At 63.9% G+C, this 12,499-nt stretch carries 10 protein-coding genes; 5 read left to right on the forward strand and 5 right to left on the reverse strand.

Features of this window, described 5'->3' with window-relative positions:
• Positions 1–21: 21 nt before the first annotated feature.
• Positions 22–1,458, reverse strand: coding sequence for a GuaB1 family IMP dehydrogenase-related protein (locus QP970_RS02085; RefSeq protein WP_284869453.1), 1,437 nt, complete (start codon positions 1,456–1,458; stop codon positions 22–24).
• Between the two features lie 97 nt (positions 1,459–1,555).
• Between QP970_RS02085 and QP970_RS02090 the strand changes: the two genes are divergently transcribed.
• Positions 1,556–2,977, forward strand: a complete 1,422-nt coding sequence (locus QP970_RS02090) for an MDR family MFS transporter (RefSeq protein ID WP_023023920.1) — start codon at positions 1,556–1,558, stop codon at positions 2,975–2,977.
• 97 nt (positions 2,978–3,074) lie between these two features.
• Here QP970_RS02090 and QP970_RS02095 read toward each other — a convergent pair whose 3' ends face one another.
• Positions 3,075–4,388, reverse strand: coding sequence for a hypothetical protein (locus QP970_RS02095; protein ID WP_023023918.1), 1,314 nt, complete (start codon positions 4,386–4,388; stop codon positions 3,075–3,077).
• Between the two features lie 216 nt (positions 4,389–4,604).
• Between QP970_RS02095 and QP970_RS02100 the strand changes: the two genes are divergently transcribed.
• Positions 4,605–7,484, forward strand: coding sequence for an ATP-dependent Clp protease ATP-binding subunit (locus QP970_RS02100; protein WP_284869456.1), 2,880 nt, complete (start codon positions 4,605–4,607; stop codon positions 7,482–7,484).
• 213 nt (positions 7,485–7,697) lie between these two features.
• Positions 7,698–7,868 carry a DUF4236 domain-containing protein gene (locus tag QP970_RS02105; RefSeq protein WP_081443674.1) on the forward strand — a complete coding sequence of 57 codons (171 nt, stop codon included), beginning with the start codon at positions 7,698–7,700 and terminating at the stop codon, positions 7,866–7,868.
• A gap of 40 nt (positions 7,869–7,908) precedes the next feature.
• Here QP970_RS02105 and QP970_RS02110 read toward each other — a convergent pair whose 3' ends face one another.
• On the reverse strand, positions 7,909–8,763 hold the full coding sequence (locus tag QP970_RS02110; protein ID WP_239268414.1) for an HhH-GPD family protein: 855 nt from the start codon (positions 8,761–8,763) through the stop codon (positions 7,909–7,911).
• 35 nt (positions 8,764–8,798) lie between these two features.
• Between QP970_RS02110 and QP970_RS02115 the strand changes: the two genes are divergently transcribed.
• Positions 8,799–9,458, forward strand: a complete 660-nt coding sequence (locus tag QP970_RS02115) for a carbonic anhydrase (RefSeq protein ID WP_284869457.1) — start codon at positions 8,799–8,801, stop codon at positions 9,456–9,458.
• 10 nt (positions 9,459–9,468) lie between these two features.
• A complete protein-coding gene (locus QP970_RS02120) occupies positions 9,469–10,188 on the forward strand; it encodes a hypothetical protein (RefSeq protein WP_284869459.1) in 720 nt (239 codons plus the stop codon).
• 238 nt (positions 10,189–10,426) lie between these two features.
• Here the strand turns inward: QP970_RS02120 and radA are convergent, their stop codons facing one another.
• Both radA and QP970_RS02130 read right to left on the reverse strand, forming a co-directional pair.
• Positions 10,427–11,791, reverse strand: a complete 1,365-nt coding sequence (gene radA / locus QP970_RS02125; RefSeq protein WP_284869460.1) for a DNA repair protein RadA — start codon at positions 11,789–11,791, stop codon at positions 10,427–10,429.
• A gap of 79 nt (positions 11,792–11,870) precedes the next feature.
• Positions 11,871–12,470 carry a hypothetical protein gene (locus QP970_RS02130; protein ID WP_284869462.1) on the reverse strand — a complete coding sequence of 200 codons (600 nt, stop codon included), beginning with the start codon at positions 12,468–12,470 and terminating at the stop codon, positions 11,871–11,873.
• Between the last annotated feature and the right edge of the window lie 29 nt (positions 12,471–12,499).

Here is a 12,499-nt window from a genome sequence, read left to right on the forward strand (position 1 = left end):
GTAGCACGCGCCCAAAGCACCCTAGCGGTTGGTGGCCCGCGGCTGGCCCTCGGCAAAACCGGCTGCCGATTGCACGCCCACGGTGGCGCGCTCGTGGAAGCTAGCCAGTGAATCGGCCCCGGCGTAGGTGCAGGATGAGCGCACGCCGGAGATGATGCGGTCTACCAAATACTCCACGCCGCCGTGCTCCGGATCGAGGTAGATGCGCGAGGTGGAAATGCCTTCCTCAAACATCTCCCGGCGGGCGCGCTCGAAGGCCTCGGTGGCGGAATTGCGCCCGCGCACCGCCCGGCGCGAGGCCATGCCGAACGATTCCTTGTAGAACGATCCATCGGCGTCCTTGTGCAGGTCACCGGGCGATTCAAAGGTGCCGGCGAACCAGGAGCCAATCATCACATTGGACGCGCCCGCAGCCAGCGCCAGGGCCACGTCGCGGGGATCGCGCACGCCGCCATCGGCCCACACGTGCGCACCAACCTCGCGAGCCGCGGCCGCGCATTCCAGCACGGCGGAAAACTGCGGGCGGCCCACGCCGGTTTGCATGCGGGTGGTGCACATCGCGCCGGGGCCCACGCCGACCTTGATAATATCCGCGCCCGCCTCGGCCAGCTCGCGCACGCCGGCGGCCGTGACGACGTTGCCAGCGGCAATCGGTAGGCCCAGATCCAGGGCCTTGACCTTGCGCAGCGCCGCCAGCATGCTGTCTTGATGGCCGTGGGCGGTATCGATGACGAGGACGTCAGCGCCGGCATCGGCAAGCGCCCGCGCCCTGCCCTCAACGTCGCCATTAATGCCCACCGCAGCACCGATGTGCAAGCGCCCCTGCTTGTCGATGCCCGGCTTATACATCGTCGCCCGCAGCGCACCCTTGCGCGTCAAAATGCCCGCCAGCGTGCCATCCGGATTGACCACTGGGGCGAGCTTGCGCGAGGTTGCGCGCAGGCGGGTAAAGGCCTCCTGCGGGTCGATGCCCACCGGCAGGGTCACCAAATCCGGGGTCATGAGCTCGCCCACGGCGGTGAAATTATCCTGCCCGCGCAGGTCCTTCGGCGTAATGATGCCCACAGGCAGCGCGCCGTCGACTACGATGGCCGCGCCGTGGGCGCGCTTGTGCAAAAGGTTGCTGGCATAGCCCACCGTATGGTGCGGCTTGATGGTGATAGGGGTGTCATAGACCAGGTCGGCGGCCTTTACCGAGGCGATCGTCTCCGCCGCGGCCTCCAGGCTGAGGTCCTGCGGCAGGATGGCCATGCCGCCGCGCCGGGCGATGGTTTCTGCCATGCGGCGGCCGGCCACAGCGGTCATATTCGCCACGATGAGCGGGATGGTATTGCCCGTGCCATCGGCCGCGGTGAGGTCGACCGCCTGCCGCGAGCCAACATCTGAGTGGTTCGGCACCATAAATACATCCGAGTAGGTCAGCTCGTAGGGCGGGCGGGAATCATTGAGGAAATGCACTGTGAGATTGCCTAACGTGAATCGAGGGTGCAGGAAAAGACATCTAAATCATACGCCCCAAGTTTTGCAGGTTTAGCCAAGTCAGTATCCTGATTTGGTGTCTCAGAATCCCGCTCCGAAAATCTCCGCAGAGGTCATAGTCAACCTCACCATCTTGGTGCTCTCCGCGATGGTGATGATTTTGAATGAAACCGCCCTTTCGGTGGCGCTGCCCACCATCATGGCGGATTTCTCCATCCCGGCGACCTCCGCGCAGTGGCTGCTGACCGGCTTCTTGCTCACCATGGGTGTGGTCATTCCCACCACCGGGTTCCTGATGGATAAATTCACCACCCGGCAGATTTTTGGCGCCTCCACCGGCGTTTTCCTCACGGGCACGGTGCTGGCGGCCCTCGCCCCGGCCTTTGGGTTGCTGCTTGCCGGCCGCGTGCTGCAGGCCGCCGGTACCGCGCTGATGATTCCTACCCTTATGACCGTGGCCATGACGCTCGTTCCACCGCAACGCCGCGGCACCGTCATGGGCATTATCACCGTGGTCATCTCCGTGGCGCCGGCCCTGGGCCCCACCGTCGGCGGGTTCATTTTGAGCATGGCGACCTGGCACGTCATCTTCTGGACCATGGTCCCGCTCATCGCCGCCATTTGCATCGCCGGCTACTTCCGCCTGGTCAACGTGGGCGAGCGCAGGGATACCCCGCTCGATATCCCGTCGGTATTCTTATCCGCCCTGGCCTTCGGCGGGCTCATTTATGGCCTATCGTCCATCGAGAAGATGGTGGAGGGCGGCTCGCTTGCCGATGCCCTCGTGCTCCTCCTCGGCGTCCTCACCCTCATTACCTTTACCGTGCGCCAACTCCGGCTGGCTAAGGTAAACCGCGCGCTTTTGGACCTGCGCCCGTTTAAAGTCCGCAATTTCACCCTCGCGGTCATCGCCATGCTGCTCATGTTCGCCCTGCTGCTGGGCACGGTGAATATCCTGCCCATTTATCTACAGACCTCGCTAGCGGTATCCTCGCTGGTCACCGGCCTCGTGGTGATGCCCGGCGGCCTTTTGCAGGGCGGGATTTCCCCGATTGTGGGACGGATTTATGACGCCCTTGGACCTCGGCCGCTGTTGATTCCCGGCGCAGTCATGTTTTCTACCGGCATCTGGCTGATGACCCTGCTGACAGAAAACAGCGAGGTGTGGATGGTCATCGGCATGCATATCCTGTTCGCCGTGGGCATCGCGCTCATGATGACCCCGCTGATGACGGTCTCGCTGTCCTCGCTTCCCGATGACCTCTACTCCCACGGCTCTGCCATTCTAAATACGCTGCAGCAACTCGCCGGCGCGGCGGGTACCGCCTTCCTCGTGGCCTTTTTGACCAGCGGCACCAAATCCGGCCAAGCCGAGGGGATGAGCGAGGCCGCCGCCACCGCCCAAGGCGCGCACTGGGCCTTCCTTTTCGCCGGCGTGCTCTCGCTTTTCGTGCTCGTGCTAGCGCCCCTGCTCAAACGCGTGCCCGCCGAAGACTAGTCCCCGTGCCGGGAAGCTGCACGTCGCCCGACGCGCCGACGGAGTGGCCTCCGCGCGGGCGTTCCGGGCCATCCCGCCGCCGGTTATCTTGCGACGCCTACTGCGCACACAGCGGCAGCTTTAGCCGCGCGGCTTCGGCATCGTCGCCCCACACCATGAAGATGGACTGAGTACCCTCTACGGCCATGACGTAGGTCTGCGGATCCGTTGAGGCCTCGTAGCTTTGGATGGTGCACCTATCGTTAGACAGCTCTACTGGGTCAGCGTCTGGGAGGACGGCATCGCGTTCTTCCACGCTGGGGTAGTAGGCGGCGGTGTAGTCGAAACCGTCTCCCGAGCAGGTGATCTTCGCTTCTTGACCATCCTCTGGGGCGCGGGAGGAACACTCCGCGCCGAGCGCGCCGTCTTGGCCGCTGCGCGAGCCAATCAGGCTCGGATAAGCATTCGCTAGGTTCTTTTCCTTGTCATCCCAGCTGGGGTAGGACAGGAAATACCACAACGCTCCCGCCGCAGCCACTGCGATGACGGCCAAAACAGAAATGAGCGCGATGAGCCCGCCCTTGCCCTTCTTCTTTGGCGGGGCCGCATTCATCGGTGGTACCGGCTGTTGCTGGTATTGCTGTTGATACTGCGGCTGATACTGGGGGCCCGCCTGGTTCTGCGGCGGGAACTGCTGCTGCGGTTGCGGTGGGAACTGTTGTTGCGGCTGGGACTCGGGCTCTTCGGCCTGCACCGGCGGGAACTGCGAAGTATCGAGATCGCGCTCGGGGCGCAGCGCTGCCACCACCTCTTTGGCGCTCGAGTAATCTTTGTCCGGCGTAAAGGAAGGGCACGTGGCGGCAACGAGTTTTTGGAAGGCGCGGACGGCATCGGCGCCGGTCACGCTCTCGGCCTTTTCTGGAGTTTTCTCGGCGGTTTCCTCCGCCGATTCCTCCGCCGTGCTGGCACCACCTGGACCCGCGGCGGCGAGGACAGCGACCTCCTTGTCCTCATCCACGAAAACGCGCTCGGCGTGAAGCCCATGGACGGCGAAATCCGGGTGGTTGCGGCTAATCAGGAAATCCACCGCGCCGGCCACGGGGGTGAGGATTTCTTGGGCGCGGTGAGTGGTGGGGGCATCGGCAAGCGCGGGCAAGGCTGTGCCTGAGCAGCCCTTGCGGACCAAAAACTCCTGGCCATCCGCAGTCGTTCCGGAGCCCACCAAGCCGGCAAGCGCAGGGTGGTGCAGGCCGTGCAAGGCGGTGGAGGCCTTGACTATGCCCGTAGTCCCCGGAGCGAAAATCTCCACCGTAAGTTCCTCGTTAGTGGAGCCATCCTCCACGGCAAAAAGGGTGGAATTAGGCGCCTCATCCAGCACTGCCTTTTCGTGCAAGTTGTGCAGGGAAGCAAAGAATTCGGGAAGGTGTGGCACGGTTGGTTTAGTCCTTTGCATCTATGGAACGACAGGGAGAATGAAGAAGATTCTAGGCCAAATGGGGCCTGTTCGCTACCGGCGTACACCCATGTGAGCTGCGAGTATGGGCAGTTTGGGCCGTGTAGAGGGCGCTGGGGGCCAAAAACAGGAAATCCTTTGGGGCGTGCGGCGTTACAGTGGGTACCACATTAGAAGCGAAATTTTAGGGGAGTCATGTTCGAGAGGTTTACAGACCGTGCTCGTCGCGTCATCGTCTTGGCGCAAGAAGAAGCACGCATGCTTAACCACAACTACATCGGAACCGAGCACATCCTGCTCGGCCTTATCCACGAAGGAGAAGGTGTAGCTGCCAAGGCTTTAGAGTCCATGGGCATTTCCTTGGAGGACGTGCGCCGTGAGGTAGAGGAGATCATCGGCCAGGGTAGCCAGCCGCACACCGGCCACATTCCTTTTACCCCGCGCGCCAAGAAGGTCCTCGAGCTGTCCTTGCGCGAAGGCCTGCAGATGGGGCACAAGTACATCGGCACGGAGTTCCTCCTGCTCGGACTTATCCGTGAGGGTGACGGCGTTGCCGCACAGGTGCTGACGAAGCTGGGTGCTGATCTGCCGCGCGTGCGCCAGCAGGTTATCCAATTGCTGTCTGGCTACGAAGGCGGCCAGCAAGAAGGCGGCGGCGACTCGAACCAGGGCCCAGGCCCCATCGGTGCGGGCGCAGGCTCCGGTGCCGGTGCCGGCGGGCGCGGTGGTTCCGGCGGCTCGGGCGAGCGCTCCAACTCGCTCGTGCTAGACCAGTTTGGCCGCAACCTCACCCAGGCAGCCAAGGACGGCAAGCTAGACCCCGTCGTGGGCCGCGAGTCCGAGGTTGAGCGCATCATGCAGGTGCTCTCGCGCCGCACCAAGAACAACCCAGTGCTCATCGGTGAGCCTGGCGTTGGTAAGACCGCAGTGGTTGAGGGCTTGGCGCTGGACATTGTTAACGGCAAGGTCCCAGAAACTCTCAAGGACAAGCAGCTGTACTCGCTTGACCTGGGTTCTTTGGTTGCCGGTTCCCGCTACCGCGGTGACTTTGAGGAACGCCTGAAGAAGGTTCTTAAGGAAATTAACCAGCGCGGCGACATCATCTTGTTCATCGATGAGATCCACACCCTCGTCGGTGCCGGTGCTGCCGAAGGTGCCATCGACGCCGCTTCGCTGCTAAAACCCAAGCTGGCCCGCGGCGAGCTGCAGACAATCGGTGCTACCACCCTGGATGAGTACCGCAAGCACATCGAAAAGGATGCCGCGCTGGAGCGTCGTTTCCAGCCGGTGCAGGTCGATGAACCTTCGCTGGATGACACCTTCCTCATCCTGAAGGGCCTGCGCGATAAGTACGAGGCGCACCACCGCGTGTCCTACACCGATGAGGCGCTGCACGCCGCCGCGCAGCTGGCGGACCGCTACATCAATGACCGCTTCTTGCCGGACAAGGCCGTCGACCTCCTCGATGAGGCCGGTGCCCGCATGCGCATCAAGCGCATGACCGCCCCGAAGGGCCTGCGCGAGGTCGATGACCGCATTGCCGAGGTTCGCCGGGAAAAGGAAGCGGCTATCGATGCCCAGGACTTCGAAAAGGCCGCCGGCTTGCGCGATGACGAGCGCAAGCTGGGTGAGGAGCGCTCCGAGAAGGAAAAGCAGTGGCGCTCCGGTGACCTGGAGGAAATCGCCGAGGTGGGCGAGGACCAAATCGCTGAGGTTCTGGCGCACTGGACCGGCATCCCCGTGCTGAAGCTGACGGAGAAGGAATCTTCCCGCCTGCTCAACATGGAAGAAGAGCTGCACAAGCGCATCATTGGCCAGGACGAGGCGGTCAAGTCCGTCTCCCGCGCCATCCGCCGCACCCGTGCAGGCCTCAAGGATCCGCGCCGTCCGTCCGGTTCCTTCATCTTCGCCGGCCCGTCCGGTGTGGGTAAGACCGAGCTGTCGAAGTCGCTGGCTAACTTCCTCTTCGGTTCGGATGATGACCTCATCCAGATCGATATGGGTGAGTTCCACGACCGCTTCACCGCCTCCCGCCTCTTCGGTGCCCCTCCGGGATACGTTGGCTACGAAGAGGGCGGCCAGCTGACCGAGAAGGTTCGCCGCAAGCCGTTCTCCGTGGTGCTTTTTGATGAGATCGAAAAGGCCCACAAGGAGATCTACAACACCTTGCTGCAGGTGCTGGAAGATGGCCGGCTTACCGATGGCCAGGGTCGCGTCGTCGACTTCAAGAACACCGTCCTCATCTTCACCTCGAACCTGGGTACCCAGGACATCTCGAAGCCGGTGGGCTTGGGCTTTACCGGCGCCAGCGAGAACGATTCGGACGCCCAGTACGAGCGCATGAAGGCGAAGGTTAACGACGAGCTGAAGAAGCACTTCCGCCCCGAGTTCCTGAACCGTATCGATGACGTCGTGGTCTTCCACCAGCTCACCCGCGAGCAGATCGTGCAGATGGTTAACCTGCTCATTGACCGCGTGGGTACCCAGCTGGAAGAGCGCGATATGGGCATCGAGCTCACCGATAAAGCCCAGAACCTCTTGGCCCAGCGCGGCTTCGACCCGGTTCTTGGTGCCCGCCCGTTGCGTCGCACCATTCAGCGCGATATCGAGGACCAGCTCTCGGAGAAGATTCTCTTCGGCGAGATTGGCGCCGGCGAGATCATCTCGGTCGACGTCGAAGGCTGGGACGGCGAGTCCAAGGACGACTCCGGCGCTACCTTCACCTTCACCCCGCGCCCGAAGCCGCTGCCGGATGACATCGATGAGCCCTCGCTTGCCGATGCCTCCGTGCGCGACAACAACCCCTCCGACGAGGCCGCCGACGGTTCCGCTTCGGATAATTCCGATTCCGATTCCGATGGCGACAACGGCGATGGTAACGGCGGCCCAGAGGGCGACGATCCGAAGGATGGTGGCCCGAAGGACGGCGGTTCCGGTTCCAGCAATGATGGCATCGACACCAACGGCGAGCCAGATGTCATTTCCCCGGATGTGCCTTCGGAAAAGCCGGGCCTCGGCAACTCCGACGACGATGGCAAGAACCCGCCACCGGCAGGCGCTGGCCAGCCGATGTAACTAATCGGCTAAGCCCCGCCCCCGTGCGGGCCTGCATAAACCACCCACGGTTCCACCGCGAACCCTGGGTGGTTTTCGTATGCGCCCACCCATGGTCAGCTTGCTCACCAGCCGGGGCGGGCGAATGCCTCTGTCCAGCGGTATGGCGGTACAGCGGCCCGCTGGTTCTGTGGCGCAGCGTCGTGCACGGGGGTATTGCTAGAATGACCGGTTATGGGACTTCAGTATCGTTCGCGCAAAAAGACCGGCAAGAATAGCTGGATTAACATCTCCGGATCCGGTGCCTCCATGTCCACGAAGATTGGGCCGGTGACCTTTAATTCCCGCGGCGGCATGTGGGTCAACCTACCGGGCGGACTCAACTTCCGCGGTCGCTGGCGTTAGCGAGTCGCTGCGCCTAAACGCTGGCAGGCCCGGCGGCCAGTTAGTCCGGCAGATGGAAGAGGCCGGCGGGGTTTTGCTCGGCGAGGCCATCGTCAAGCAGCGAAGCCAGCGCGCGGGAACGCTGCGCGGCATCGGGCCAGACTACGTCGATCGCGGACTGCGGCACTGGGTGATCGGCGGCGCGCAGCACGTCTAGGATTTTGCCGCGCACCTGCCTATCGGTCCCGGCAAATTTCTGCACGCGCTTTTTGGCGCGCGTTTGTTCCGCGGCGGAAGGTTCGGGGCATCCGGCGAGCTGCCAGGCGCAGGTCGCGCGCAGGGGGCAGCGCTTACAATCGGGATTTTTCGCAGTACACACCAGCGCGCCGAGCTCCATGAGCGCGGCGGAAAAACGCGGCCCATTGCGCTCGGGCAACAGCGCGGCCACAGCGGCGAGCTCGCGCTTGGAGGGCGACGGAGCGAGGAAATTCCCGTCTTCGGCGCGGGCATAGACACGGCGCACGTTGGTATCGACCACCGGCACGTTCTGGCCAAAGTGAAAGCACGCCACGGCGCGGGCGGTATAGTCGCCAATTCCAGGCAGCGCCAGCAGCTCATCCACGTCCGCCGGAACCTCGTCCATTACCCCCGCGCACTCCCAGAGCCGCAGCGCGCGCCGCGGGTAGCCGAGCTTGCCCCACGCGCGCAACACCTCGGCGCGGGAGGCTTGGGCGAAGTCCGCGGGGGTGGGCCAGCGCCGCATCCACTCCTCCCACACGGGGGCGACGCGCGCGACGGGGGTTTGCTGGCTCATGACCTCGGAAAGCAGCACTCCCCAGGCGGAGGTACCGGGGCGCCGCCAGGGTAAATCGCGTTCATTGGCGTCAAACCAGGAAAGAAGTGCGTGCGTATCCATCTCGCAGGACAGTCTAGGGCATTAAAATATACTTCATGCCATTAAGTAACGTTGCCCATAATCCGCAGGCCGTCTGGGAGGCCCTCCAGGCCGGAAACCAGCGCGTCATCGACGGCACCATCATGGATCTCAACAAGATTTATGAGCGCGAAGGGCTCACCAAGGGCCAGGATCCCCGCGTGGTGGTCCTGGCTTGCTCGGATTCCCGCGCGCCCATCGAGCACATCTTCAATATCGGCTTTGGCGATGCCTTCGTCATCCGCACCGCCGGCCACATCCTCGACGCCTCCGTGCTGGCTTCCTTGGATTATGCGCTCGACCACCTGCACCCCAACCTGCTGGTGGTCTTGGGTCACCAGTCCTGCGGTGCGGTGGCGGCCGCGGTGGATTTTGTCAGCGGCGGCGAGCTGCCCATCGGCCTGCAGCGGCCCATCATCGAGAAGGTCGCGACGTCCGCCTGGACTGCGGGGCCTGATGCCACGCTTGCCGATGTCGAGCGCCAACACACCCTCCAAACCGTCACCCAGGTAGTGGCCAGCATCCCCAACGTGCGCAAGCAGCTTGACGATGGCTCCTTCGGCATCGTCGGCGCCCGCTACCTCCTCGAGGACTCGCGCGTGGAGCCGTTGCACTCTTACGGCGTTGAGTTGACACGCGGAGCCCTCTTAGCGGATCCAGGCGCGTCTACCACTTAAAATTGAGTGCGTGAACCAGAATAAGCCCCTTCCAGAAGAGATCTATAAGCGCCGCCGGGTCGCCGCGCTTATCATCGTGATCGTCCTGGCCGTGGTGCTGATCTGGGCGGCGGTGGCCGCCTTCGGCGGCGATAGCGATGATTCCGTTGCCGCGTCCTCAGAGTCTTCGGCGGCGACCACGTCTTCGGAATCCACCAGCGAATCTGAAACCACGTCCGCGGATTCGACGGGCGAATCCGAATCCGAGTCTGCCTCTGAATCTGAGTCCGAGGCGGAGGAAGCAGGGGATGGGGCATCGGAAAGCAAGGAGCCCGAGGAGTCCGTGCACGCCGCGAAGGATACCTGCTCGCTTGAGGATTTGGAGGTGCGCACTTCCATGCTCAACTACTCCGTGCCGGACGGCGAGCTGCCGAAGTTCTTTATGACCGTGACCAACCCCACCGCCGCGGATTGCACGATCGATCTAGATGAGAACTCGCTGCGCTTCGAGGTCTACAAGATGGCCGATAACCAGCGCGTGTGGTCCGATACCGATTGCTACGCCTCCGTACAGACCGGAGAGCAGACCTTCCCTGCGGGCAAGGAGCTGAAATTCGAGGCCGAATGGTCCCGCCAGGCGTCCGAACCGGGCAAGTGCACCGACCGCCCGACCGCCGAGCCGGGTGCTTACTTCGCCCACACGGTCATTGGCGATAATTCCTCCCCGCCGCAGGACTTCACCCTCCGCTAAGCGCGCGGCCTCCTTGCAGTCGGCCGCTCGGAAGCAGCTCGGGCAGAACCAGCTCGGGCGGAAATAGCCCGCGCGGGAGCAGGTCGCGTGGAAGCAGTCCGCGCAGAGCCAGCCCGGGCGGAAGCAGGTCGCGCGGGAGCAGACCGCACGGAAGTTCGCGCCGCTGGAGCACCCGGCTCCTCGTCGCCAGCCAGGCTAGAACCGGCCGGGTTAGAACCGGCCAGCGGTTACGGTTGGTCTACGGCTGGACCGCGGCGAGGGCCTCGCCAAGCGTTGCAACTTGGCGCACCTGCATGCCGTCCACGGGGTTGATTTCCCCGCGCGGGACAATCGCCCGCTTGTATCCCAGCCGCGCCGCCTCCTGCAGGCGCCGCTCAACATTGGGCACCGGCCGCAGCTCGCCTGCCAGGCCCACCTCGCCGATGACCACGGTCTTCGCAGGCAGCGGCTGCTCGTGCAGCGAGGACCACGTGGCCAGCGCCACCGCGAGGTCGGTTGCGGTTTCGGTAATCCGCATGCCGCCCACCGTGGCTACATACGCATCCTTATCGTTTGTGCGCTGTCCGGCGTGCGCCTGCAATACGGCCAGCACCATGGGCACGCGGTTGGCATCGAGTCCGGTGACCACGCGCCGCGGATTTTTCGCCACGGGGTCCACGGTCAGCGCTTGGACCTCGGCGAGGATGGGCCGCACACCGTCCATGGCGACGGTCACCGCGGAGCCATCCGGCGTCGTGCCCCGGTGGGAAAGGAAGAGCCCCGACGGGTCCGCGACCTCCCTAATACCCCCGGCGGTTTGCTCGAAACAGCCCACCTCGTCGGTCGCGCCGAAGCGATTTTTCATCCCGCGCAGCATGCGCAAGCTGGACTGGCGGTTGCCCTCGAAGTTTAAGACGACATCGACAAGATGCTCCAAAACCCGCGGTCCCGCCACGTTTCCGTCCTTGGTCACGTGCCCCACCAGCAGCACGGGGATGCCGGTGGATTTCGCCAGCGACGTCAGCGCCGCGGTCACGGCGCGCGATTGCGCGACGCCGCCGGGCACGCCTTCCACCCCCACTGCATGCATGGTCTGCACGGAGTCCACGATGATGAGGCCGGGCTTGACGGCATCGACGTGCCCAAAGACGGCGTCCAGGTTGGATTCGGCCGCGAGGTACAGCGATTCCTGCAGCGCCCCGGTGCGCTCGGCGCGGGCGCGGACCTGGCCGGCGGATTCCTCGGCGGTGGCGTAGAGGACGGTGCGGCCGAGCTGCGCCCACCGGGAGGCGACCTCGAGAAGCAGCGTGGATTTGCCCACGCCGGGCTCGCCGGCCATGAGTACCACCGAGCCCGGCACGATGCCGGAGCCCAGCACGCGGTCGAGCTCGCCGATGCCCGTGCGCACCGTCTTCGTCGCCTGCGCGCCCACCTGCGTGATGGGCTGCACCGGGCTCGCAGGCGCCACGCTCGCATGCCCCCCGCTTGCCGATGCCCCCGCCACCACCGGCGCCTTTTCCTCCATCGTGCCCCACGAACCGCAATCCGGGCAGCGCCCGAGCCACTTGGGGGAGACATAACCGCATTCGGAGCAGGTGTGGATGGGGCGAGATTTTTTGGCCATGGTGTAGAGCCTAGAACGTGGCGGCAAAAACGACGAACGCGCCCGTACTCCGCAAAGTAGGGCGCGCGTGCGGTGGCTATTAGTGGTGCGAGTTACCGGTGTTCGCGTCGGTGGTGTAGCCCTCTGGGGATTCCACGTCGCGGTCGTACTTACCGGACTCCATCTGGGAGGCGGCGACGGTGGCGTCGATCTCGATGGTGCCGTTGGAGAACTCGAAGGTCACCGGGCGGTGGCCGGCGTAGCCAAAGTCATCGTTATCCAGGTGGGTGGCCACGTACTGCACGGTCTCGGAATCGTGATCCGGGGTTGCGTCCAGGTTCTTCTGGGAGTCCGCCACGATGGAGTGATCGCGCTTAAGCGGCTGGGTCTGCTTCATCTCGACGGTCTGGCCATCGACCTTCACGGACTTCAAAGTGATGACATCGGTTTCATAGCCCTGGTTGACGGCGTTGAACTTCAATGCGGCGCCACCGTCAGGCTCTGTCAGGATGGTGACATCGCGGACGGCAATCTTATCGTCATTGGTGCTGGCAGAAGCACCATCAACCGCAGCTACCTTCTCTGCGGTCTGGGCGATGTGGCCTGCCGAGCAAGAAGCCAGCGCCAAAGCGGAGACGGCGGTAACGGAAATAATGGCACCGCGGCGGGCGGCGGACTTCAGGGACTGCACGTTGAGCATCCTCCATCAATTGCGATCTCAGGACTTAT

It is taken from the genome of Corynebacterium sp. MSK073, assembly GCF_030232085.1.
Taxonomy (GTDB): Bacteria; Actinomycetota; Actinomycetes; order Mycobacteriales; family Mycobacteriaceae; genus Corynebacterium.

Coding starts and splice junctions, on each gene's coding strand:
- QP970_RS02100 (WP_284869456.1), top strand. CDS start 4,605: ATGTTCGAGAGGTTTACAGACCGTGCTCGTCGCGTCATCGTCTTGGCG.
- QP970_RS02105 (WP_081443674.1), top strand. CDS start 7,698: ATGGGACTTCAGTATCGTTCGCGCAAAAAGACCGGCAAGAATAGCTGG.
- QP970_RS02110 (WP_239268414.1), bottom strand. CDS start 8,763: ATGGATACGCACGCACTTCTTTCCTGGTTTGACGCCAATGAACGCGAT.
- QP970_RS02115 (WP_284869457.1), top strand. CDS start 8,799: ATGCCATTAAGTAACGTTGCCCATAATCCGCAGGCCGTCTGGGAGGCC.
- radA (WP_284869460.1), bottom strand. CDS start 11,791: ATGGCCAAAAAATCTCGCCCCATCCACACCTGCTCCGAATGCGGTTAT.
- QP970_RS02130 (WP_284869462.1), bottom strand. CDS start 12,470: ATGCTCAACGTGCAGTCCCTGAAGTCCGCCGCCCGCCGCGGTGCCATT.